General features: G+C 48.3%; 17 protein-coding genes and 2 pseudogenes. 11 read left to right on the forward strand and 8 right to left on the reverse strand.

Going from position 1 to position 25,225, the window contains the following annotated elements; genetic code table 11:
- Positions 1-578: 578 nt before the first annotated feature.
- On the reverse strand, positions 579-1,595 hold the full coding sequence (locus QUB70_RS12155) for a methyltransferase domain-containing protein (protein WP_332980576.1): 1,017 nt from the start codon (positions 1,593-1,595) through the stop codon (positions 579-581).
- 582 nt (positions 1,596-2,177) lie between these two features.
- Between QUB70_RS12155 and trxB the strand changes: the two genes are divergently transcribed.
- The 4 genes and pseudogenes from trxB to QUB70_RS12175 form a co-directional block, all read left to right on the forward strand.
- On the forward strand, positions 2,178-3,548 hold the full coding sequence (gene trxB, locus QUB70_RS12160) for a thioredoxin-disulfide reductase (RefSeq protein ID WP_332980579.1): 1,371 nt from the start codon (positions 2,178-2,180) through the stop codon (positions 3,546-3,548).
- A 177-nt stretch (positions 3,549-3,725) separates the two neighbouring features.
- On the forward strand, positions 3,726-4,610 hold the full coding sequence (locus QUB70_RS12165; RefSeq protein WP_332980612.1) for an ABC transporter permease: 885 nt from the start codon (positions 3,726-3,728) through the stop codon (positions 4,608-4,610).
- Between the two features lie 184 nt (positions 4,611-4,794).
- Positions 4,795-5,019, forward strand: a complete 225-nt coding sequence (locus QUB70_RS12170) for an AAA family ATPase (protein ID WP_332980580.1) — start codon at positions 4,795-4,797, stop codon at positions 5,017-5,019.
- 121 nt (positions 5,020-5,140) lie between these two features.
- Positions 5,141-5,921: pseudogene (locus QUB70_RS12175) on the forward strand (ISAs1 family transposase); the annotation flags it as partial.
- A gap of 180 nt (positions 5,922-6,101) precedes the next feature.
- Here the strand turns inward: QUB70_RS12175 and QUB70_RS12180 are convergent.
- The gene (locus tag QUB70_RS12180) at positions 6,102-6,725 is read right to left on the reverse strand and encodes a TetR/AcrR family transcriptional regulator (protein WP_332980582.1); all 624 of its coding nucleotides are present in this window, start codon (positions 6,723-6,725) and stop codon (positions 6,102-6,104) included.
- A 120-nt stretch (positions 6,726-6,845) separates the two neighbouring features.
- Between QUB70_RS12180 and QUB70_RS12185 the strand changes: the two genes are divergently transcribed.
- From QUB70_RS12185 to QUB70_RS12205, 5 genes and pseudogenes are all read left to right on the forward strand, one after another.
- On the forward strand, positions 6,846-7,598 hold the full coding sequence (locus tag QUB70_RS12185; protein ID WP_332980583.1) for an SDR family oxidoreductase: 753 nt from the start codon (positions 6,846-6,848) through the stop codon (positions 7,596-7,598).
- A gap of 514 nt (positions 7,599-8,112) precedes the next feature.
- Entirely contained in the window at positions 8,113-9,384 is a 1,272-nt protein-coding gene (locus QUB70_RS12190) for a dihydrolipoyl dehydrogenase family protein (RefSeq protein ID WP_332980584.1), read from the forward strand.
- A gap of 273 nt (positions 9,385-9,657) precedes the next feature.
- A pseudogene (locus QUB70_RS12195) lies at positions 9,658-10,797 on the forward strand (ISAs1 family transposase).
- A gap of 802 nt (positions 10,798-11,599) precedes the next feature.
- Positions 11,600-11,782, forward strand: coding sequence for a hypothetical protein (locus QUB70_RS12200; protein WP_332980586.1), 183 nt, complete (start codon positions 11,600-11,602; stop codon positions 11,780-11,782).
- 228 nt (positions 11,783-12,010) lie between these two features.
- Complete coding sequence (locus QUB70_RS12205) at positions 12,011-12,172, forward strand: hypothetical protein (RefSeq protein ID WP_332980587.1); 162 nt, start codon at positions 12,011-12,013, stop codon at positions 12,170-12,172.
- Between the two features lie 99 nt (positions 12,173-12,271).
- On the opposite strand, the gene QUB70_RS12210 is transcribed toward QUB70_RS12205, so the two are convergent.
- Positions 12,272-12,616 carry a hypothetical protein gene (locus tag QUB70_RS12210; protein WP_332980588.1) on the reverse strand — a complete coding sequence of 115 codons (345 nt, stop codon included), beginning with the start codon at positions 12,614-12,616 and terminating at the stop codon, positions 12,272-12,274.
- A 244-nt stretch (positions 12,617-12,860) separates the two neighbouring features.
- Between QUB70_RS12210 and rpoD the strand changes: the two genes are divergently transcribed.
- Positions 12,861-14,030, forward strand: coding sequence for an RNA polymerase sigma factor RpoD (gene rpoD / locus QUB70_RS12215; protein ID WP_332980589.1), 1,170 nt, complete (start codon positions 12,861-12,863; stop codon positions 14,028-14,030).
- 520 nt (positions 14,031-14,550) lie between these two features.
- Here the strand turns inward: rpoD and QUB70_RS12220 are convergent.
- From QUB70_RS12220 to QUB70_RS12235, 4 genes are all read right to left on the reverse strand, one after another.
- A complete protein-coding gene (locus QUB70_RS12220) occupies positions 14,551-14,703 on the reverse strand; it encodes a chlorophyll A-B binding protein (RefSeq protein ID WP_332980590.1) in 153 nt (50 codons plus the stop codon).
- Between the two features lie 126 nt (positions 14,704-14,829).
- Positions 14,830-16,263 (reverse strand): ABC transporter ATP-binding protein, encoded by a 1,434-nt coding sequence (locus tag QUB70_RS12225; RefSeq protein ID WP_332980592.1) that lies wholly within the window; start codon positions 16,261-16,263, stop codon positions 14,830-14,832.
- A gap of 414 nt (positions 16,264-16,677) precedes the next feature.
- Positions 16,678-19,230 (reverse strand): DNA gyrase/topoisomerase IV subunit A, encoded by a 2,553-nt coding sequence (locus tag QUB70_RS12230; protein WP_332980594.1) that lies wholly within the window; start codon positions 19,228-19,230, stop codon positions 16,678-16,680.
- Positions 19,194-19,517 (reverse strand): hypothetical protein, encoded by a 324-nt coding sequence (locus QUB70_RS12235; protein ID WP_332980595.1) that lies wholly within the window; start codon positions 19,515-19,517, stop codon positions 19,194-19,196. The genes QUB70_RS12230 and QUB70_RS12235 overlap by 37 nt, the downstream gene beginning before the upstream one ends.
- Before the next feature lie 580 nt (positions 19,518-20,097).
- Between QUB70_RS12235 and QUB70_RS12240 the strand changes: the two genes are divergently transcribed.
- On the forward strand, positions 20,098-20,493 hold the full coding sequence (locus QUB70_RS12240; RefSeq protein ID WP_332980596.1) for a response regulator: 396 nt from the start codon (positions 20,098-20,100) through the stop codon (positions 20,491-20,493).
- A 405-nt stretch (positions 20,494-20,898) separates the two neighbouring features.
- Here QUB70_RS12240 and QUB70_RS12245 read toward each other — a convergent pair whose 3' ends face one another.
- On the reverse strand, positions 20,899-25,029 hold the full coding sequence (locus QUB70_RS12245) for a DNA-directed RNA polymerase subunit beta'' (RefSeq protein WP_332980597.1): 4,131 nt from the start codon (positions 25,027-25,029) through the stop codon (positions 20,899-20,901).
- Between the last annotated feature and the right edge of the window lie 196 nt (positions 25,030-25,225).

Here is a 25,225-nt window from a genome sequence, read left to right on the forward strand (position 1 = left end):
CCCATTCCACAAGAAAAAAACTTTTTGTGGGATGGGCATCTTGCCCGTCCCAGCTATTTTTGCAAGAGGTCTAGTAAGCGAGAGCCGAAAACTTGGCAGTCACCGAAAAACGAGACGGAAGCCCCTGGCACTTAGACACGGGGAGGAAGTCGGCTGCGGTTTCAACCGCCTTCAATATTTCTTTATACAACTTATTGAAAGGTTGTACTAGAATTAGATTGTAAGTAAAACAACCATCTACGTGTTGAAACACGCCTTGTATCGGAGAAATCCCGGCGAGCGTGAGCCACCACACTCCTTGAGGAGTAGTAAGCCTGTATAACTGACAAATAATGGCAGAGTGTGAAGCGTACCTATCTGGCAAAAGTGATGGATTATGAAAGCAAACACAATTTAAAAGTAAGCGCAATTGCAATACCATTTGTACCGGTAGTTGTTTTGAGCGTCTAGAGGTGCTTTGATAACGCCTTCCTTGAGTTTTCGGATTCATTCAAGAATCCCCGTGGCTTCAGCCCTGGGGAGTATCAAGAGTCTAAAAATTTTATGGATAGGAGATATATCGGACGATAGTACCGAGTCTACAAAGTCTCGCACCAAGCACGTTCTGCTGTCCAGTGCCTGTCCGAAGATTCGTAAATTCTCAACCCATCCAACCCGGCATTTCGGATCGTCTCCTCAACTTCATCCAGCGTAAATGCTGCTTGCAGCGAATCGCTGAACAACTGCTTCTGATGCGCGTTGCAATCTCCCGCATAAAGCTTGACTAAATTATCCCTGATTTCCGCTTTTTCCGGCCGCAGCAAATCCCGCAAAAAAATTGCTCCGTTCGGTTTCAACACCCGCTTGACTTCCTGCAAAAACGGCAGCGGATCGGGCAAATGGTGGATAATGCTGTTGGAAATCACCATGTCAAAATAATTGTCGGGATACGGCATTGCCTTAGCATCAATTAATTCGAGACTGATTTGCGATCGCGCGCCCGCCTTTTCCACATTTTGGGCCCCGACTTTCAGCATATTTGCCGACAAATCGATGCAAGTCAATTTCCATGCTGGCCGCATTTGACAAAGGGCGATCGGAATTCTCGCAGTACCAGTCCCCGCATCCAAAACGTTTCCAAAAACCGGCCCCAAGGCAGCCGCACTTTGAGCAAAAGCAGCATTAACCTCAGTAAAGTCCATCGAATCGTATTCGATCGCCTCTGCCAAGGAATCCATCACTTCCGGTTCCAAAACTCGCTGCATAAAACTTATCTCGTTCTCTGGCATTTCCATATAGGGGTTCAGTTTCGCCTGCAAAAGCTCGACTAACTCAGGTTCCATATATTTGTAATTGTCCGGAATTTGCAGGCAAATAACTTTCTTGCCTTCGAGACTTTCGGGAAATTTGCTGCGAAGTCGATCGCCATGCTTCTTCTCCATCACAAATATCAAATCCGCCCAACCGACAAGACCCTCAGTGACTCTAATTCTTGCACCTTTTTCCGTTCCAGCCGATCGCACGCTGTAGCCGCTAACATTCTCCCATATCTTCTCGGCAGTCAAACTTCTCCACTTATTCTGACTGCACACAAACAATATCTTGATTTTATCCATTCAGACACAAATCCAAAATGCTATTTTATCAGCGTTCATCCGCGTTCATCCGCCCACATCTGCGGTTAAAAAGCTCGATCGAATTTCCCCCCGATCGCACCTTACATACCACAAACACTGTATTTTGTCAAACTCGCCCAAATCTCCGTTACAATTCTTAACCCATCAAATTCTGATTTTGCGTAAAAAATTGTACTTATTACATTTGCGAGTTCGTTAATTTTACGATTTTAAAAGCTTTCAGCGTCAAAAAGTCAAATTAGTCATAATGCCCCTGGATTGTGAAAATCGTACCACAAGCCTCAAAGCAAGTAAATAGGTAAAATAATTGAGAATGAAGTCAATAATTTTGGTCGTCTTTAGATTTGCTTAAGATTTGAGGGGTCAAAATAGATCGAACATTTAAAACTAAATCGACTTTTAGATTGTTTTTGCTTATAAAACAAGCTGGAGTTGCCCCGAAGACCGATCGACCCTCAACAATAGATACAGGTGCTCGATCGCCCAATGGCATCAAACCAAACTCGATCGAACTCTGTTAGAATTAGTAAAACGAAGTCGTTATGAGTTTGACTAAAAGCTATGACCGAACAAACCGTAGAAAACTTAGTGATTATCGGCTCAGGCCCCGCAGGCTACACAGCAGCCATCTACGCCGGGAGGGCAAACCTGAAACCCGTAGTGTTTGAAGGCTACCAAGCGGGAGGCGTCCCCGGCGGTCAACTGATGACCACCACAGAAGTAGAAAACTTCCCCGGTTTCCCCGAAGGCATCACCGGGCCGGAGCTCATGGATCGGATGAAAGCTCAATCAGTGCGCTGGGGTGCAGAATTATACACAGAAGATGTAACTTACGTTGATTTAACAAAGCGGCCGTTTACAGTGCGATCGGAAGACCGAGAAATCAAAACCCACACCATAGTAATCGCTACAGGCGCGACGGCGAAACGGCTGGGGCTGCCTAGCGAACACGTATTTTGGAGTCACGGCATTTCTGCCTGTGCGATTTGCGACGGCGCTACCCCAATTTTTAAAGGAGTAGATTTAGCTGTCATCGGCGCGGGCGACACCGCAGCGGAAGAATCTATTTATTTGACAAAATACGGCTCTCGCGTACATATGCTGGTGCGGCGCGATCGGATGCGCGCCAGCAAAGCCATGCAAGACCGAGTGCTGAACAATCCCAAAATTACCGTGCACTGGAACACCGAAGCAGTGGATGTCTTGGGCAAACCGGGCGCAAAAATGGACGGGGTGAGAATTAGAAATATTGAGACGGGTGCCGAAAGCGATTTGCTGGTGAAAGGATTGTTTTACGCGATCGGTCACACTCCCAACACTCAACTGTTCCAAGGTCAGCTAGAACTCGACGAAGTAGGCTATATCGTTACCAAACACGGTTCGGTAGAAACCAGCGTCGAGGGAGTTTACGCCGTCGGCGACGTGCAAGACCACGAGTTTCGCCAAGCCATCACCGCAGCCGGCAGCGGCTGTATGGGTGCGATGCTGGCAGAACGTTGGCTGTCGTCGAACGATTTAACGCAGGAATTCCATCAAACCGAGGAATCCGAGCAACCCGCAGCAGCGCCGGAAGCTCAAAAAGTACGCAAAACCAGCGAGAACTTTGATCTCAAAGACACGCGCCACGAAGGAGGTTATGCTTTGCGGAAGTTGTTCCACGATAGCGATCGACTGATTGTAGTCAAATATGCCTCTGGGAGTTGCGGGCCTTGCCACAGCCTCAAGCCGATTTTGAGCAAAGTAGTAGATGAGTTCGAGGGCAAAATCCACTACGTGGAAATTGACATCGAAGAAGATCCAGAAATTGCTGAAAATGCTGGCGTGATTGGTACGCCGACGATTCAGTATTTTAAAGACAAAGATTTGGTGGCCGAGCTCAAGGGAGTTAAGCCGAAAAGCCAGTACCGCGAGTTAATTGCCAGTAATTTGTAGGAAGGCAAATTAGCGAAGACTTTTTAACCGCAGATATCAGCGGATGAACACAGATGAACGCTGATGTAATCTTATCTGCGTGTATCTGCGTTCATCTGCGGTTAAAAAGTCTTCTTATGGTTTTCGGTAAATATTGATATGCTGATGAAAACAAATCTGACGCAACAATTATCAATTATGGCTCAAAGCCGCCTCCGCCTGCCGCGATTTCTCAACAGTACCTCACCGTCAAGCCTGTCAATGAAAATGATGTGGGCAGGTTTGACAATAACTGCCGTGTTTATATTGGTAGCCACTTTGTCTCCAGCTATGCAAGCTTGGGGATGGCTGCAAAATCCTACCGAGGCTTTGATTAACCCCATCCACGAACCGCCGTCACCGACTTATTGGTTTGGTACTAGCCGCAGCGGCTACGATGTGTTTTCCCGCACGCTGTTTGCTTCTCGGGCGGCTTGGCAAGTGGTGATTTTAGCCACATCTTTGAGTTTATTTATTGGTGTGCCGCTGGGTTTGGTTAGCGGTTATTTGGGCGGTAAGCTCGATCGAGTGTTGTTATTTTTAATGGATACAATTTATACTTTGCCGGGGCTGCTACTTTCTTTGACGCTAGCGTTTGTAGTGGGAAAAGGAGTTTTGAATGCTGCGATCGCCCTGAGCATTTCCTACATCCCTCAATACTACCGCGTCGTCAGGAATCACACCGCCAGCGTCAAAACCGAATTATTTGTCGAAGCCGCGCGAGCAATGGGTGCTGACACTTGGACAGTGCTTTCGCGCTACCTGTTTCTGAATGTGATTCAAAGCGTACCGGTGCTGTTCGCGCTCAACGCTGCCGATGCAATTTTAACATTAGGAGGATTAGGATTTCTCGGATTAGGGCTTCCCGAAGCAACTCCCGAATGGGGACACGACTTGCGTTTAGCTTTAGATGCGCTACCTACTGGCATTTGGTGGACGGCCTTGTTTCCCGGTTTGGCGATGACTTTAATGGTAGTCGGATTGTCTTTGGTGGGAGAAGGATTGAATGAGTTTGTCAATCCTAAACTGCGAAATCAGCAGTAATTTGTCTCGCAGTTAAATTAAGTTCGCAGTCAGGACTTTAGTTTTTTTCTTCTTCTCTTTTCTTCCTTCGCGCACTTCGCGTCTTCGCGGTTCGTTAAATAGGTATTATTTAAGTGCTTCGGGAATCAATCAGTGGAAAAATTAGGATGGAAAAAACCGAGATTATAATTGAGGAGGTGAAATCATGAAAAATATTCCCCGTATAGAATATCTCAAAGTCCAAAATTACAGTGCTTTGCACAATCTAGAACTTAAAAATTTCACCCTCTTAACTGTCTTCTTAGGCCCCAACGGTAGCGGAAAGTCAACTATTTTTGATCTTTTTGCTTTCCTGTCTGAATGTTTCACTGAAAGCCTCAGAAAAGCCTGGGATACAGGGCGAACGCATCTAAATTTTATGTTAACATAATCTGGTATATTGGAGAATAGTTCTTGAGTATCCAAAAAACATTTAATTAGAGTTTACCCTTATGAAACTCAAACCTAAAATCACCATTGCTGACCATTTTCCCGACTGAGAAGCTCCAAGAATTGAGCGGACGAAGCGCCATCAATTAATTGATATTATCACCCTCTCAATTTGTGCCGTGATTTGCGGTGCTGATACATGGGTGGATATCGAAAGTTACGGGCGCAGCTCAATACGAATGGTTAAATAAATTTTTAGAATTACCGAATGGCATACCGACCCAGGACACAATTGCGCTCCTTCTTTTCTCGCCTCAAGCCGGAGCAATTTCAAAAATGTTTTTTGAGTTGGATTCAATCTATTAGCTGCTTCAATCCCGCAGAGGTAATCGCAATTGATGGCAAAACTCTTCGCCATTCTTACTATCGGGGAGGAGACAAAAAAGCGATTCATATGGTTAGTGCTTGGGCGACCAGTCAAAGATTAGTTTTAGGACAAGTTAAAGTTGATAAAAAGTCCAATAAAATCACAGCAATTCCGGCCTTAGTCAAAGTATTAGAATTAAACGGAAGCATTGTCACGATTGATGCCCTGGGCTGTCAGAGGTCAATTGTGAAGTCAATTGTCGAACAAGGAGGAGATTACGTAATCACCTTAAAAAATAACAAGCCATCCCTATATGCCAGAGTAGAAGAGTTGTTTAAACAAGCAATTAGAGCAGAATTTTCGGGGTTTAAACATACAGCTTATTCGACCAAAAAAGAGAGTAATCATGGTCGATTAGAAATCCGATATCACTTAATGTTAAGTGACATCAAAGACCTAATTGACCCGATAGTAAATGGGAGAATCTTCAGAGTATAGGTCTGATAGAATCCGTGCGAATAGTGAAGGGAAAAACCATTCGCCGTCTTGTGGGGAGTAGGGGTTGGGCGTCTCGCCCGCCCTCAATATGCAATTTAGATGCGTGACAGCTTATTAGACCTCTTGCAAAAATCCTTTTAATCAAATTCTGGAACGGGCAAGATGCCCGTTCCACAAGAAAAAAAATTTTGTGGGATGGGCCGGAGAGCCCGTCCTAGTTATTTTTGCAAGAGGTCTATTGAACAGGCCCGCAATGCCGTCTGAACAACCTCTAGGAGTTCCGCGCGACTAGCTCCACTTGCTGCTTGCACCGACATTCCAAAGTTGACTGTAACGATAAAGCTCGCGAGGGCTGCGGGGTCAGCATCAGAGGGCAAGTCACCTTCTGAGACAGCACGCTCGAAGCGATCGCGGATAGCAGCCTCGCCTGATATGCGGCGCTCTGCCAACTCTTGATGGAGTGGATGGTCTGGATCGACAGAGGAAAGCATACTCTGTGCGTAGAGACATCCTGATGGGTTGCACGGATTAGTCACCAAATCAACAACACCAAGCATCATCCGCTCGATGACTCTGCGGGCAGTTGGCTCGGAGAGTGCTTCACGCAGGTAGGCAGTTTGCCGATCGCGATAGCGATCGAGCGCCTTGCGGAATAAGGTTTCCTTGTTGCCAAAGGTCGCATAGAGACTGGGACGGTTAATGCCCATCGCTGCGGTTAGATCGGTCAGGGATGTTCCTAGATAGCCCTTGCGCCAGAATATTTGCAAAGCTTGTTCCAAGGCTTCGTCGATATCAAAAGCGCGAGGTCGTCCCTGTACGCTATGAGGCTTTTTCGTTTCCATACCGTTCAGTATAAAACTTCCTTGACACCCAGATTGAACCAGGGTATATTTTTTGTACCAATCGGTAAGTAAATCACCGATATCGGCAATTACTAAACCTTATTCAAAAAAAACATCATAATGTCACAAAAACTCTCAGGAAAAGTCGCTCTTGTCACTGGTGGCACTAGCGGCATCGGTCTTGCCACTGCCAAACGATTCGTTGCCGAAGGTGCCTATGTCTTCATCACAGGTCGCCGTCAGGCTGAATTGGATGCCGCCGTGGCAGCAATAGGCAACAACGTCACGGGCGTTCAGAGCGATGCCTCGAATCTGGCAGACCTCGATCGCCTTTTTGCCACAATCGAGCAAGAGCAAGGTCGCCTGGATGTAATCTTCGCCAACGCTGGCGGTGGAGAACTCGCCCCGCTCGGATCGATCACTGAGGAACACTTTGACAAAACCTTCAACACCAACGTTAAAGGCTTGCTGTTCACCGTGCAGAAGGCTCTGCCGCTGTTGCCAGAAGGTGCTTCCATTATTCTGAATGCCTCGATCACTTCCATCAAGGGTACTCCAGCGTTTAGCGTTTACAGCGCCACCAAAGCCGCCGTGCGATCGTTTGCCCGCAACTGGACACTTGACCTCAAAGAGCGCAAGATTCGCGTCAATGCCATCAGTCCTGGTGTTGTGCCTACTCCCGGATACAATCTCCTGGGGCTGAGCGAGGAACAGGTGCAGGGTTTTGTGGCAACACAGGTCAACACCATCCCGCTGGGACGAGTGGGTACACCGGATGAAATTGCTAAAGCGGTCGTTTTCCTCGCATCCGATGACAGCAGCTTTGTCAACGGCATCGAACTCTTTGTCGATGGAGGCATGGCACAGATATAAAGCCACAAAACTGCAAGTTCAGGAGATCGAGGTGATGTCTCCAATCTCATAGATATCGATCGCTATCTACACCACAATAGACCTCTTGCAAAAAAAATATGTGTTATCCTTAAAAGTTTGCTCAAGTTTAGGTAAAACTTTGAATTATTGGGTTGATTGGCATCTCCTTAAACTTGCCCAGCCTGCTAGATTATAAAATTGCCTAAACTTTCCATAATAGCACAAAATAATTTTGCAAGAGATCTAATTGAGTAATAAAGATGACGGCAGCTATATCACTGACATTGAAAAGTTTGTTGATGGGGGTGTAGCACAAATCTGAAGGGGGCGATCGCGTGGTTGATGAAATTATCAGCGCAGGCGTTAAGGCGATCGCAGTCGGCACCATTCCAGGCAATGCCAAATGACGATGTGCTAACTCAATCCAAACTCTACCTCAATGAACACAGAAAGTTTTGAACTTGGAGTGTGAGAGTGTTATGAAAGCAAACTATTTCCAAGGAGTTTAGCGCTAATGGAAACAGCAGATGTCATAGTTATCGGCAGTGGTCAAGGCGGCATTCCACTGGCGACTGATTTTGCTAAAGAGGGGCGCAAGGTCGTCTTGTTTGAGCGGGATGCTTTAGGCGGTAGTTGCATCAACTATGGCTGTACTCCTTCCAAAGCGTTCTTAGCAGCAGCTCATGCAGCAGGTAGGGCACGCCAAGCGAAGAAGTTAGGCATCCATGCGGAGGTTGAAGTAGATTTTCCCGCTGTTATGGAGCGAGTTCGGGGAATTCGCAGCGACTTTTATCAGGGGATTCGCAACCGCTTGGAGACTGCGGGTGTCAAAGTCATTTGTGCTGAAGCTTCTTTTGTGGGTGAACGGACGGTCAAAGGTGGGGATGTCACCGTTCAAGCTCCTCTAGTAATTATTAACACGGGTACGTCATCGCTGATTCCTGAGATTCCCGGTTTGGCAGGAACTCCCTACCTGACTAACCGCAACTTCTTTGATTTGAACACTAAACCCGCCCGTTTATTGGCAATCGGAGGGGGCTATATTGGCTTGGAATTGGGGCAGGGATTGGCGCGTTTGGGCAGTCAGACTCACTTAATTGTGCGGGGTTCACGCCTTTTAGATCGAGAAGAAGCTGATGTCAGCGAGGTCTTAGCAGAAGCCTTTAAGCAGGATGGAATTCAGCTTCATTTTGGGGTGAATGTCAATCAGGTTGCATACGAGAATAATGTATTTAATCTGATGCTGAGCAATGGCGAACAACTTCAGGGAGAAGCGTTGCTAGTTGCGATCGGACGGAAACCCAATACAGGTGCATTAAATGCTGCCGCTAGCGGGATTGAGTTAGATGCTCGAGGGTTTATAAAAATTGATGACCAGTTTCATACAACCTGTACTGGTGTTTATGCGATCGGGGATGCTGCCAAACAGCCCGCTTTTACTCATGTGTCGTGGGAGGACTATCGCCGCTTAAAAGCTATTTTGTGTGGAGAAAACCGGACGCGGGGCGATCGCGTTCTTGGCTATGCGGTATACACAGAACCCCAGGTGGGGCGAGTGGGGATGACGTTAGAACAGGCTCAGAAACAAGGCATCAACGCGCGTGCGGTGACGTTACCCATGAGCCAAATTGCACGCGCGATCGAGTGGGGGCATGACCTCGGATTTTATCGCATGGTAATCGACAGCGACACAGACAAAATCCTGGGAGCAACCTTGGTGGGGTACGAAACTGCTGAACTGGTTCATGTATTTTTATCGCTGATGGAGACGGGAGCAACTTGGTAGTTGTTAGAGCGATCGGTTCACATCCATCCCACCTATGGTGAAGCTTTACCCAGTCTGGCACGGTTGCTGCTTGGAGATAATATGCCTGGGTATCCGAATATATTATGAAGAGGTTTTATACCAATTTTTTATGAGGCTGCATAGAATCCGATCCCCCTTAGCTTGCCCCCTACTCCCCCTTAATAAGGGGGGGACAAGATTCTTCTCTTTCGTCCCCGCAACGATTCGGGGGATGCGAGGGGGATCGAGATATGTGCAACTTCACAGCCTTCACTGAATATTTTAAATGACAGTTTTTTAGAGCATTTTGCTAACTTGAAAGACCCCATAATAGAAAGAAGTAAAGAACATTTGCTCAAAGATCCGATCGCGATTGCGATTCTAGCTTTCCAGACGCGGTGCCGACGGATGGGTGGCAATAGAAGCCTATGGCAACGCCAAATATGAATGGTTAAAAAGCTTTCTAGAATTACCGAATGGTATACCATCTCATGATACATTTAGTCGAGTATTTTCCCGAATTGAACCGCAGCAGTTTCAAGAATGTTTTTTGAGTTGGGTAAATTCGATAGTGGGGGAATTAAAACTAGAGGTAATTGCCATTGATGGCAAAACAATGAAACAATCTTATGACAGAAATGACCCACAAAAAGCGCTACATATAGTTACGGCTTGGTCTTCATCTCATCAATTAGTTTTAGGACAAAAAAAGTTTATAAAAAATCTAACGAGCTGACAGCAATACCGGAATTGATAGAAATGCTAGAAATTGCCGGAAGTATAATAACCATCGATGTTATGGGCTGTCATAAAGACATAACATCTATGATTATCAAAAAAAAGGAGATTACATTTTTTTAGCTTTAAAAGGGAATCAAAAGCTCCTGCACAAAGCCGTGAAAGAATAGTTTGAAGTAGCTCAAAAAACCGACTTTTTAGACCAAAAGTACAATTATTATGAACAAGTAGAAGCGGGACATCATCGAGTGAAAAAAAGACAAGTATGGACGGTTGATGTATCTGAGTTGCCACCTCTACATAATCAAGAATTATGGAGTGGATTAAAAACAGTTGTTCTGATAGTTAGTGAACGACGATTGTGGAATAAAACCACCACTGACGCTCGTTTTTACTTAAGTAGTTTAAGCAGTAATGCTGAAAAGATTGCTGGGGCAATCCGCAGTCACTGGGGAATTGAAAATAGCTTACATTGGACACTTGATGTTACATTTTGTGAAGATAAAAGCCGGATTCGGAAAAAGAACTCTCCCGAAAATTTTGCACTTCTACGTAGACTAGCTATAAATTTACTGAAACAAGAAAAAACTTCCGGCACAAAGTCTAAAAATGAAACGGTATCGAGCCGCACTGGACAATAATTATTTAGTTCAAATTTTAAACTCTGCCAGTTAACACTCGAAATCTAATACCAATCTATGAATAAAAACTATCCGGCTTTAAGAAGTTCAGAAAATCTTAAAGTTCTGGTTTGATCTGCTCAAGTCGGGTTAAAATTAAGAATTTTAAGAAGGTTTTTTTAGTTATTTAGTAATGCACAAAATCACGTTTTTGTCAAATGAATTTAGATGTGTTTACCCTGCTAAGGAATGAGAATTAAATAACTTACACTCTTGAAAGTGGGGAGTAGGGGTTGGGCGTCCCGCCCGCCCTTTTTGGACGGGCGGGACGCCCATCCCACAATAACAATTAAAATTGTAAGTTATTTAATTTGCGATCCTAAATATATGAATCCTGAATTAAATCGCTCTAAAAGCTTCCAAGTATTTTATCGAGGTTTATTAGAAATCATCAATAGTAAGCAGGTATAATCAACTTTATAGACAATTTTCGCTCTCGTCATTGCTGAGCTAGGAGCGCGATCGATGATTTAGATATCAAACCTAGATCCGCGCTTTCGGAGGACACGCTGTAAATAAATGTAACAAAACTTTGAGCGATCGCACCAGCGTCCTACCCCTCCACATCTTTAATCGCATCCAGCAGCTTATGCCTTCTCCAACAATAGCAAGCACATCGCTAACTCGGTAAATTTTCCTTCCCTTGGGGAGTTATCATCTGCCGACAGTTGCAGCAATGTCGGCTGTGGATTTTGTTCCGTCTGCTTGAAATTATCAAGACAATTTGGGAATGCTACCTAAAATTGATGGAAGGGCTTTATAGAATCTTTACACTGTCACGATATATTGAAGGAATTGTGAAGTTATACTTCCGGGAGATGGCAAATTGTGTTGTTTGTGAGAAAGTGCGATCGCGCAAGCCAACAAATTTTAGAGAAATTTGCAGCCGCCAGTTGCGCGGCGGGTTAACTCTCAGTAGAATTTATCCGGGTGGTTTTTTGCCACTTACGCGACAAACTCGTGTCGAACTGCTTAAATGAGAATGTGACGTTAAGAACTTAATGTGATTTAACGTCAAAATTAAACCCAATTTCTGAGATTTGAGCTAACTTAACAATGAAAGCCCCCTGTTGCACTACTAAACCCGCAACGCTTCATTTGGGGTAATCCTCGGTCTCTAATCCAGAGTTGCCGACTTACAACTAAAGCTCGTAAGCTTTATTCGATCGCAGATTGCATAACATTCAATTCAGGGAAACAGGGTAAAGATGGGTGCATCTACACGGATTGTATTGGTTCCAATTCCGGTCAGTCAAAAATTGTCTGCTAACTGTCTGGCCAATTACGCCGCAGCCGTTCACCCAGATATTCGCAAAAAACAGCGCCGTTGGCTCATGCCCAAGTTTTTGCGGGCAGTGCTCAGGATTTAGCGGAGCCTGACACGAGTCAGTATTGTCAAGCTAAGCTGACAAAGTTTTCCTAGTTCTTGACAAAAAACGGAAAACAACTTCCATTTTTTGTGAGAAAGGCTACAATCGGAAAGGTCTTTGCAAGATCCGATTCTCACCGTTTGGTACTTCGACCCTCTGCTGTTGCAGTTGAGGCAGCAGAACCGCATCCAAGGTGGCGAAAATTTGCCGTGCAACTGTGATATCTGACAACCAGAGTGAAAGCAGCAGGCGAATCAAAAGTTCGACATCTCGAACACAAAAGTTAGAGGGTTCCGTGCCGGAAAACTTGTCCGGTAAAAGATCGAAGTAGCGAGTAAAAAAGCCAGTATTTTTGAAGGTGCGATCGATCGCATCTCTGGGTTCGCTTCTAGGGGCAAGGTATCGCAGATGATGCGGTAACTCGCTGAAGGAAGAAAAAGCCACACAGTCAATTCGAGGTCGCGACGTTCAAGTCTGCGATCGATTGAATGTGCTCGCTAATACAAACCAGAACTCGAACTTTGACTCAAAAAACGGGTGCAATTTCGGTAACAGCTTCATTTAGCAGACCGAAAATCCCACTATTTCTTCCTGCGGGAATGTCAATACTGGCTAACTTGTCTAAACTACAAACAGACACTATTCCACTGTTATTTATTCTTCAATTCAGGAGCATGAGGAAGGCGGCATGATCCAGGCTAACACCGTACTCGAAACCACAATTAAACCCGAAATGGAAACAATGGAGTTGCTTCGGAACGCCGAAAGCGTTCTACCTGAGAGTGAGTTGGAACTCTTTATCGACGAAGAAGACGATCGAGAAGATTTTCTAGACAATCCATCTGAGGAAGACGACACTAAGTCTGCCAAAGGCGCCAAAGCCCGCCGTCGGGCTCAGGCAAAGAAAAAGCATTATACTGAAGACTCTATTCGTCTTTACCTGCAAGAAATCGGTCGGATTCGGCTGCTGCGAGCCGATGAAGAGATTGAACTAGCCCGCAAGATTGCAGATTTGCTGGAATTAGAGCGTGTTCGAGAAAAACTGCTGGAAGAGTTAGACCGCGAGCCCAAAGACAATGAATGGGCTAATGCTGTAGATATGGCACTACCTGCATTTCGCCATCGACTCCACGTCGGACGGCGGGCAAAGGAAAAAATGGTGCAATCAAACCTGCGTTTGGTGGTGTCGATCGCCAAAAAATACATGAATCGCGGTTTGTCTTTCCAAGATTTGATTCAGGAAGGCTCTTTGGGTTTGATCCGGGCGGCTGAAAAATTCGATCACGAAAAAGGCTACAAGTTTTCCACCTACGCAACTTGGTGGATACGTCAAGCCATCACCAGAGCAATTGCCGACCAATCCCGCACTATCCGCCTACCAGTGCACCTTTACGAAACCATCTCGCGCATCAAGAAAACTACCAAACTTCTTTCTCAAGAAATGGGACGCAAGCCTACGGAAGAAGAAATCGCCACTAAGATGGAGATGACGATCGAGAAGTTGCGCTTCATCGCTAAATCCGCACAGTTGCCTATCTCCTTAGAAACTCCGATCGGCAAAGAGGAAGACTCGCGTCTGGGAGACTTTATTGAATCTGACGGGGAAACGCCAGAAGATCAAGTCTCGAAAAACTTGCTTAGGGAAGACTTGGAAAGCGTTTTGGATACTCTCAGCCCCCGAGAACGGGATGTACTGCGGCTGCGTTACGGCTTAGATGACGGACGGATGAAGACCTTGGAGGAAATTGGTCAAATCTTTAACGTCACTCGCGAGAGGATTCGCCAAATCGAGGCTAAAGCCCTGCGGAAGTTGCGCCATCCCAACCGGAACAGCATCTTGAAAGAATATATCCGCTAGAGTAATTTTCTAGCATCACCCAAAAGAGTGATTCGCACTCTTTTTTTGGGGGGGGGGAACTCCCCGCCCCCGGTTTGAGCTATAGCTGGTGAACTACCAGAGGCTGATGCTCCGCATACAGCACTGGCTTCCTGATTCATCGGGATGTGCTTTTATCTACGAAAAGATAAGTAGTCTTACCATCCCTCCACAGGCGGTCGTCCTAGTTCCTAAGACCCATATTTTTTCTTGCAACACGTCCCGTTCAGCTTGGTTTTTGCATTGGGAGATAATGGTCAAGATGCATCTATCGTATCATTGATTCGTTATCACTCAATTTATTTTCGGGCTGCGCTTTCATTCCGTCACTCATCCTGTAAACAGATAGAGTGCGGGACTTCCCGTTCGCATTAGTTAAATTTTGTGCTGCTAACTGCACCGAGCAATTGCTATTTGCTGCTCAAATCGCCCTGCCAAAATTTAGGGAGTCCGTTACGGAACTCCCAAGCTTTGCAGTGTCTCAAAAATCTTAACTAGAAAATTACATCACGCCCCAAAAGTGAAGCACGCCTTGACCGGAAACCAGTTCGATGATGACAGCGGCAGAGAAACCAATCATCGCCAAACGACCGTTCCAATTTTCCGCTCCTTCGCTGAAGCCCCAGTTCCAAGCGTTGCGTTTTTGTTCTTGCATAGTGCGAACTCCTTTTGTTAACTTTTGTAAGGCTTACGTAAATAAATATAACAGTCACTTGAAAAAAGTGCAAGCTTGTGTAATGTGATATCGGTCACAACGGTCGATCGACCCTTATGATTTTGCCTAACGAGGAAAAATAGCCAGCTCGGTATCGGGGTCAAACAAGTGAATCTTGTCATGGGCGACGGCCAGCCAAAGCTCCTCGCCAACACGGATCGATCGCTCAGGAGGAACCCGCACCTGCATCCGCACGGCCGGAGCATCCGTCAAACAGACCCGCAAATAAGTTTCGTGTCCCAAAGCCTCTACAATTTCCACTTGTACCGACAGATTTTTGGTAGCAGGAGGGTTAATGCTCAGATGTTCCGGCCGAATGCCCAAAATGAGTTTTCGCCCGTCATACGGTTGTAAATTTTTGGCCCAAATATCCGGTAAAGTAAAGCGAAATTGCGGGTGATAAATCAACAGCGGGGCAGTAAATTGCACCGGCAAAAAATTCATCGGCGGAGAACCGATAAACTCAGCAACAAACAGATTAGCCGGCTTGTTGTAAAGCTCTAAAGGTTTAGCTACTTGCTGAAGCTGTCCTCCATTCATAATAGCAATGCGATCGCCCATAGTCATAGCCTCAGTTTGGTCGTGAGTCACATAAATAGTTGTAGTTCCCAACTGCCGCTGCAACTGCACAATTTGCGATCTAGTTTCCGCCCTCAATTTCGCATCAAGATTCGATAGCGGTTCGTCCATCAAAAACACTTCAGGATTTCGAGCCATCGCCCTACCCAAAGCTACCCGCTGCTTTTGCCCTCCCGAAAGTTGTTTCGGCAAGCGATTTAAAAGAGATTCTATTTGCAATAATTCAGCTACCTTCAGGACTCGTTCTCCTACTGCCTTTTCCCGTTCCGACAAATAGCGCAAACCCGGAGGCAGCTTGCGAGTTACTCCTCCTAAAAAATCCTCAAACAAAGGATAAGGTAGATGAGTTTTAAAAGAATTAGAAGCTAAATAATTAATAACCTCTTCTAGCTTATTCCTAATTTTTTCTATATTCTGAATGCTTCCTTCTTCTCCTTGTATCTTCCCCCTTATCCCTTCTACTTTCTTCCCTCTTCCTTCTTCCTTCTTCCTTCTTCCTTCTTCCTTCTTCCTTCTTCTTTCTTCCTTCTCCCTTTCCGAGCGGCGCAATCCAAAGGCGAGATTATCGTAAACTGTTAAGTGAGGATAGAGAGCATAATTTTGAAATACCATAGCGATATCTCGGTCTTTAGGAGGCAAATCGTTAAGGAGCCGATCGCCAACCCAAATATTGCCGGCCGTCAAAACTTCCAAACCGGCGATCGATCGCAGCAAAGTGCTTTTTCCGCAGCCAGAAGGCCCCACCAGCACCATGAATTCCCCATCTTCGACCGTCAGGTTGATGCGACGCAAAACGCTGTTAGACGAAGGGCGATCGGTCACAGGCGAGACAGTTTCTGCGACGCTGTTTGCTGCTTTTTCCTGTTCTCCTTGGCGGAGCGGAAAACTTTTGTAGATATTTTCTAATACAACTTTCGCCATCGAACAATTTTAGATTTTAGATTTTAGATTTTAGATTTTAGATTGGGCATGGGGCATGGGGCATGGGCCAAACAGGTAATTGAGATATTCAAGAGACCCCTTGCAAAAGTCCTTTTAATCAAATTTTGGGACGCTGCTCAAAGCCCATCCCACAAGAAAAAAGATTTTTGTGGGACGGGCCGGAGAGCCCGTGCCAGCTATTTTTGCAAGAGATATAAGGAAGGAGGAAGTTCGGTAACGAGCAATGTACAGGATTTAAATGATTTAACGGATGGATGTTGAAGTCAGAAGTCAGAGGTCACAAATCAGATTAATGCCCAATGCCCCATGCCCAATGCCCCATGCCCCATGCCCAATGCCCCATGCCCAATGCCCCATGCCCCATGCCCCATGCCCCATGCCCCATGCCCATGACTATTGACTGCTGATAACTTTGATAATTCTTTCACCTGGATTGAGGTCAAAAACTCGATCGCCCGCAGCATCTTTCCCCCAAAAAGCTATAGCATCAGTAGCCGATCGCAGCAAGCGGCCGCTTGTCGTAAAAAGTTTAACATCCGTACCCGGAACAGCCCGCAGCAAGCCAACCAAAGCATCAGACGGCTCTGCAAAGCGAAAAGCTTGAGTGCCAATTTCGCCTCGGTTAGTAAGTCTGACAGAACCCGCAGGCATTCGTTTAGCCCAACCCAACTCCGAAAATAGTACCAAACTGTCGTCCGGGTCGAGAGTGACGCAACCCACCAACTGTTCCTGCTTCCGCAACCTGGTTACTTGAGAACCCTGGGCGCTGCGGCCCATTGGCGGAAGTTGTTCGTCATCGACATCAAACCGGAGGACTCGGCCTCCTGAAGTTGCGACAGCCACTTGCTCGCCAACTTTGCTCAGACTCGCGCAGCGCAGCCGATCGTCCTCCTTGAGTTTAACAACAGTAACGCCGCGATTAGTCAAATCCGCAAATTCCTGCATCGGCAAGCGCTTAATTTTCCCTTGCTGAGTCAGAGTTACTAAATCCGCCACTTCCGAATTTTCCGGCAAAATAAAGTGTCCCACTGTGATTTCCGACAAAACGCGACCGGCACTTTCTTTAGTAGCACTCGGCGACAACAAACCGACGATCGGCGTTCCCCGGTCTTTCGGGCTACTATTAGGAATATCCGCGACTTTCAGCGGGTAAGCTTTGCCGTTAGGAGTTAAGACGACCAAAGTGCGATCGGTTTTTGTCAGATTTGCCGTCACAATAAAATCTTCATTTTTTTCTAAAGCTGGAACCGATTTTTCCCGACTTTTCGAGCGCGGACGTTCCCCCGGCGGCACGCGCCGCACGTACTGCTTGTGAGAAAATTCAACAATAGTTTCCTCTGCCTCTAGAACGGGCAATAAGTTAGGCTGAATCGTTGCCGGCGACAACTGTTTCACCCCAGAATTCTTCTTACCCGAAACTTGTGGTTGAGCGTTTCCCCCGCGTCCGGTTTCCTTGGCGAATTTAGTGCGGCGTTCGTCAGCGTACTTGCGTTTGAGCGATCGAAATTCCTTCTTCAAAGCCTTCAAAAGTTCGCGCCTGTCGCTCAACAACCGCTGCAATTCTTGAATATTTCCCATCAACTCATCAAACTCAGACTGCAAATTTTGCCTTTCCAAACCAGTCAGCCGGCGCATCGGCATCGCCAAAATCGCATCAGCTTGACTTTCGCTCAAATTGAGGCGAACTTGCAAAGTTTGCTTAGCAGTAGTGCCGTCAGGAGAATTTCTGAGAATGTCGATCGCAGCATCAAGATTTGTCAAAGCCAAAATTAAGCCTTGGACAATGTGACAGCGGCGTTCCGCAGCCTGCAACTCGTAATTGTAGCGGCGCGTAAGAGTCACTTCCCGGAAATCCAGAAATTCCTGCAACAATTGTCTTAGCGTCAACTGTCGGGGTTGACCGTTGACAATTGCCAGCAAAATCGCCCCAAAATTTGTTTGCAGGTCAGTTTGTTGGTAAAGGCGAGCCAGAACCGCTTCCGGGGTAAATTCCCGCTTGAGTTCAATCACAACTCGAATGCCTTCGCGATCGCTCTCGTCGCGCAAATCAGAAATACCGTCGAGGCGGCCGGCATTAACCAACTCCGCCACCTTTTCAATCCAAGCCGCCTTATTTACCTGAAACGGAAACTCCGTCACCACGATCGCCGTTTTAGTCCGCACCTTGCGATTACCAGGCACTTCTTCCACCCCGGCCACACCCCTGACCGCAATGCTACCTCGGCCCTTAGTGTAGGCGTCAACAATGCCCTCTGTAGCGACGATTTCCCCTCCGGTCGGGAAATCCGGGCCCGGAATCAGTTCTATCAACTTCTCGTCCGAGAGTTCCGGGTTTTCAATCAAAGCAATTAAACCGTCTACAACCTCCCCCAAATTGTGGGGCGGGATATTAGTTGCCATCCCCACAGCAATGCCCGTACAGCCGTTGAGTAACAGAAACGGCAACTGAGCAGGCAGCGCCGTCGGTTCCTGCTGCGAACTGTCAAAGTTAGCAGTAAAATCAACAGTTGCATCCCCGACTTGGGTTAGCATAGCTTCGTGGGCGATCGGTGCCAGCCGAGTTTCCGTGTAGCGCATAGCAGCAGCCGGGTCATTGTCCACCGAACCGAAATTGCCGTGACCCGCCACCAAAGGATAGCGGCTCGAAAACTCCTGAACCATGCGCACCAGAGCGTCGTAAACCGATTGGTCGCCGTGGGGGTGATATTTTCCCAAAACATCTCCAACTACCCGGGCGCACTTGCGGTAAGGTCTGTCTGGCGTCAGACCCAGTTCGTGCATCGCGTACAAAATTCGACGGTGAACCGGTTTTAAACCGTCGCGGACATCAGGCAAAGCTCGCCCGACGATCACACTCATGGCATATTCGAGGTAGGATTGCTGCATCTCGGCGTGCAGAGGCGTAGAAATTACTTGCCCGGAAAGTAGGTTGAGTTGTTTAGCCATGAGTCCTTGTGTCCGTTAATTCCTGAGTGAAGACAGCCTCTGTCAATAATGCTGAGGTTGCCTGTCTCTCCTTTAAAAGTGTTTGCCGCAGGCGAACCGAAAGTTCGACAAAACCGCGATCGCGAGAGGATAAAAATAAACTTAACTTGTGAAAGCAGAATCAGAGTGCCGAAGACCGACAACACTTGCCTCTTGCTCTCCACTCTTACCCTAACCTCTATGTTGCCTTCATTTGTGGCTACCTGTCTATTTACCGCCCGATCGCGCGTAGGTTGATTGACAGTCATGCTTTTCCTTATAATCGCTCACAAATGCCGATCCTTAAGAATTCAGCAGTCAAAATCTCTCCTAGATCGCGGGAGAGTCTGACCTCCGCTTGAGGAACGGAAGCGTCGCTCTTTTAAGCCGTGTCGATCGGTCAAAACTGAGAATTGGGAATCCCCAAAAATCCCCCGCTATATTCGCTACTCCGAATGCAGCAGCGGGAGTATGTGAATAAACATTGCTTTATTCTAAGAGCATCAAAGAAAATAATTGTCACACCTCCCCGACTCTAAGCCGGAGGCTTGACCGAAAGAGGATACTAGAAACCTGTTAGGGAATCTTGAGACTCTCGCCAGTGTCAGGTCTAGTTCTAAAAAACAACTAAACTGTCTGTGTGTAGTAGTCTAAATGATGGTAATGGATGCTTCTGGGCATCTGTACGCCCTCTCACAGTTAGTGACTCAAGGATATACATACGGGTTTTGCAGTCTTTCCCGGCTGATGGCGCTAAAAACTCTGCATTTTTGACGGGGAATGTGTTCCCCGTGCCGTGTTCCTCTTTCGACTAAAGTCGCAAAGTTTCCATACTTCCCATATTTATTTATGAAAACCGTTCTGATTGTAGAGGACGATTTGGTCAATGCTCGGGTTTTTTCCAAAATTCTGACTAAGCGGGGGGGCTTAGCCGTGAAGCATACAGAAAATGTTGAAGAGGTGATGCAGATTGCTGCGAACGGCGAAGCTGATTTGATTTTAATGGATGTGTCTCTTTCGCGCAGCGTGTACCAGGGAAAAGCTGTTGACGGCATCAAGATTACTCAACTCCTTAAAGCTGACCCGCAAACGGCCTCGCTGCCGATTATTTTGGTGACTGCTCACGCGATGGCCGGTGATAGAGAAACTTTTCTGAATCAAAGCGGTGCCGACGGTTACATCTCTAAACCTGTGGTAGACCATCAAGAGTTTGTCGATCAAATCAAGGCTTTGCTCCCTGACTGAGCGAACCGAAGGAAGAAGGCCCTTCGACCTCCTTCGACTCGCTTGGCGGCTCGCCCGGGGAGGCGAAGCTGAGCGGGCAAAAGTCGCTTTTCGGGTAATAAAGAAGCAAGAACGAAGAAGCAAGAAATACTTTTTTGTTGTAACTAACAAACAATTAAAACTCTTGAACTATAAATCTTTCTTGAATTCTGACTTATGCCTTCTGACGAGTACATAAGTGCCTTCTTCCTTCTTCCTTTCGAGGTGCCAAGAGCACAATGCTATGAGTTCTGAGTTCTAAATAAGGAGAAAAAAAAATTTAATATTTTTCAACTCATGAAGAAAGGCGTGCGTTCCGAGGCACGAAAAAAATCTCCGCGGCCGTCGGATTTCTCGGGCGCGCCGCGGCAATCTCAAAACTTTTTATCAGTCTTCGTCCTCATCGAAGTCGTAACCGATATCATCATCATCGTCAGCCGCTTCCTCTAAGGAATCATCATCAGTTAAGCCGACAAAATCTTCCTCCTCAACCTCAACTTCCTCGAAATCCCCATCAGCCTCAAGGTCAGAGCCCCGGCCGATATCGAAACCGCTCTCGATCGTATACTTGCGGCGCGCAGTGCGATCGTCCAGCACCACATCCTCCGGCAAATCGTGGATTTCATCATCAAACACGGCACCGTCAAGAGCCGCATCCGAACTGCCCTGATCCTCATAAGCATTGAACCCAGTCCCGGCAGGAATCAGGCGGCCGATAATCACGTTTTCCTTCAGGCCGCGCAGCCAGTCAGACTTACCCTCGATCGCAGCTTCAGTCAGCACCCGCGTCGTTTCTTGGAAGGAAGCCGCAGAAATAAAGCTGTCAGTATTCAGCGAAGCCTTAGTAATCCCCAGCAGCACCGGAGTATAATCCGCCGGCGCCCCGCCGGTAATCGACATCGCCTCATTCACCTGCTCCACCTGCCGCAGTTCCACCAACTCACCCGGGAGCATAGTAGTATCGCCGCCGTCCTCCATCCTGACTTTGTTGGTCATCTGGCGGACGATCACCTCAATGTGCTTGTCGGAAATATCCACACCCTGAGACTGATAGACAGACTGCACCTCGTTCACCAAGAAAGTCTGCACCTGCTGGAAACTCTCCAAAGCCGCCTCAAAAGTAGGCTGGCGCTCCTTCAGGACATGGAAAAACACCTCCAGAATCTCGTGAGGGTTAGCGGGTCCGTCGGTCAAAGCTTCGGCGACACCGACGCGCTGTCCGTCAGAAACGATCGGATTCTGACCGGGCAACAGGGGATACTGCTCGATCCGACCGTCATCCTCAACCACCGCCAGTTCGACAACATCGTCGTCCGTCACCACCTGAGCCGTCCCGGGCCGCTTCGCCAAAATACAAGCCTCCTTCGGCTTCCGCCCCTCCAGAAGTTCCTCAATCCGGGGCAAACCCTGAATGATATCCCCAGTTTTGGCGCGCTCGAACACCAGAATCACCAAATTGTCGCCCCGCTGCACCAAATCCCCGTCGTCTACGTGCAGCACCGCACCCCCCGAAACCCGGTAAGGGCGTGCCACCCGCAGCACGATCTTTGCAGGTTCGCCGTCAGACGCAGGCACGACTTTCACGACTTGACCCGACTCTTCCAGCACCACCCCCGGAGCCACCTCCGTACCGGCCACCAAAAGTTGACCGGGGCTGACATCGGGAGTACCGGCCACAGAAATCGAAACAGAATCGGCATCCCGCATCACCAGCAGGCGGCGCACGGGTTCGTTCAGTCCTTCGCGGATGCCCCGGACGATGCCGGCTTCTTTGCAGAGAATCTCGGTGCGGGCCACGACTGCCCCGGGCGCGATCGACTGCCCGTCCTCCACCAGCAGCCGCGTGTGAGTGCTGCCCTGAGTCGGATCGGCTGACACGTCCCGCCGAATCACCAGCGATTCCAAAATCACCAACTGCAAGCGGAAAATCCTAGACGGCACAGAGTCCTCACTGCTTAGAGGGTGCGCCAGCTCTTGCGACTCCACGAGCGCATCTGACAAACCCCAAGCCGGGCCCGAACCGTCCGCCCCAAAAGCCAGAGCATCCCCCTCATCCGGCAGCAGCTCGATATCCGCCGCCAGTTGCGGAGCGCTCCCGCCGATTTCCAAAATAAGCTGAGTCCGCAGCAGTTCCAGTCCCTCGACAGACTTGACGCGCTCCCCATCCTTGTAGGGCAGCCGCTGCACCGCCTTCAGGGCGATCGACTCGTTGAGCGCCGTCTGAGAAGGTATGGGCGGCTTGTCCGGCACTGGAAACTCCACCACAGGTCGCAGCAGCAAAGCGGGGCCTTCGGGAGTTTCGATATATTCCGCGTAGCCCAACTCTTCGGCAATCAAGCCGGGGAAAATTTCTTGACCGGCGCTGACAATTTGACCTTCGCCGAAAGTTAGCGGCGGGCGGTCAACGGCGTGAAGCGTTCCCGGCTTGATGACAATTTCCCGAAGGATGTCGTTTTTCTGAGTGACTTCTACCGCCCCGCTGGTTTGGCAGAAAATATCCTTGACTACTTCGGTACCGGCTTCGACGTACTGGCCGTCTTCGACCAGCAGCAGCGAAATATCCTTGTTAACTTCGTGGCATTCTTCGGGTATCCACAGCAGAGTCCCGCCCTTCACCACTTCGTAGCCGAGTTTGGCTTTGCCGCGCTTGTGGACTTCGACTCCGGCGTATCTTACTATCCCGCCTGTCGCGGTGCGGTAGCTGTCGTCGAGCAGTTCCGCCACCACTTCCCCGTTGATGACTTTGCTTCCGGGAGCTGTCTTCAGGGAAAACCGCTGGTTGGAAGCTGTTTCGATTATGTAGTGGTCGCGGCCGCCGGCGCTTTCGGCCCGGACAACTGCTTGGTCGAGCAGCACTTGAGCGGTGATGATTTCTATTTCTCGCTCGTCGGCGATGCGGACTACGCCGCCGTGTTCGGAGACGAGTTTGGTTTCGGCGATGACGCTTTCGGCCCGAATGCGATCGCCGTTTTTCACGGCGGGTTCTGCGTTGGGGGGCAAGTTGTACACTTCTCCCGATAGAATCCAAATCAGCCCGCCTTTGCTGGCCGTGCGGGTTGTGTTGCCTTGGCGGTCGGTTTTTTCCTCCGGTATCAAGTCGGCAAATTTGGCTTCTCCGGCTAGGTCGGAAGCCACGTCTGTAGTCACTTTTTCGGTGGTTTTGCGGGCGGCGCGGCCGACGATCGGCACTTGGGCCAAAACTTGATTCTTGACGGCGCGCTGTCCGTCTTTGACCATGAGAGTGGAACCCTGGACGATCGCCAGTTCAATCTTCAGTTTTTGATTTTTGGCGCCGGATTTGGCTTCCTCAAAGCCGTCGCCCTCGAATACGAGTTTGCCGTTGTTTTCTGCCACGAGCGCTTCTTCGCCGTGGGAGGTGCGGAAGGAGCGGGTGCGCAGGTTCTTGAACTTTGCTACGCCGGGGAAGGGGGCGCGTTCTTGTTTTGCGACTTCTCCGGTGAACACGCCGCCGGTGTGGAAAGTGCGCATGGTGAGTTGGGTTCCCGGTTCCCCGATCGACTGGGCTGCAATAATCCCGATCGCCTCTCCCATGTCCACCATCTTCAGGTGGGCCAGACTCCAGCCGTAGCAGCACTGACACACCGACCGCGTAGATTCGCAAGTCAGGGGCGATCGCAAGTACACTTCGGGCACCCCTGCTGCCCCAATTTCCCCGGCCAGCTCCTCTGTAATCGGCTGGTTTCGAGCGGCTTTTTCGTTCTCAAAAGCCACGATTTCCCCTGTTTTGGGGTGCACCGCATCTCGGGCCAACACGCGCCCCAGCAGCCTGTCTTTCAGGGGAATCAGCACGGTCGCCCCGTCGGTCATCGGCCGCACCCGAATCCCCCGCTGGGTGCCGCAGTCCACTTCGCGCACGATTACATCTTGGGATACATCCACCAAACGGCGGGTAAGATAGCCGGAGTCGGCGGTGCGCAGGGCTGTATCGACCAAGCCTTTGCGGGCTCCGTAGGAAGAAATAATATATTCGGTGACGGTGAGTCCTTCGCGGAAATTGGTTTTAATTGGCAAGTCGATGATTTCTCCTTGCGGGTCTGCCATCAGCCCCCGCATCCCCACCAACTGCCGCACTTGGGAGATGTTCCCCCGGGCGCCGGAGAAGGCCATCATGTAGACGGAGTTGAGGGGGTCTGTGGCTCGGAAGTTCTTGACTACTTCGTCTTTGAGGTCTTCGGAGGTGCTGTTCCAGGTGTCGATTACTTTTTGGAAGCGTTCGACTTCGGTGATTTCGCCTCTGGTGTATTTCTGTTCGGTGATGCGGATTTCTTCTTCGGCCGCGTCCAGGAGCGATCGTTTGGAGGGCGGCACTTGCAAGTCGTCTACGCTGATCGAGACTCCGGCTTTGGTGGCGTAGCGGAAACCCAGGTCTTTGAGTTTGTCGGCCATTTGCGCCGTCCGCGCGGTTCCGTACTGCATGAACGACCAAGATATTAATTTTTTGAGCTGACCTTTGTCAACAACTCGATTGCGAAAAACAATTTCCTTATTTTCTGTCATTTTTTGCGCTTGATTGGTAATTGGTCAGTAGTCATTGGTCATTAGTCATCGGTCATTAGTCATTAGTCATCGGTCATTAGTCATTAGTCATCGGTCATTAGTCATTAGTCATTAGTCATTTGTAGCAACTGTCAACTGACAACTGTCAACTGCCAACTGCCAACTGCCAACTGACAACTGTCAACTGAACCATTTC

This window comes from Microcoleus sp. A003_D6, assembly GCF_036702825.1.
GTDB lineage: Bacteria > Cyanobacteriota > Cyanobacteriia > Cyanobacteriales > Microcoleaceae > Microcoleus.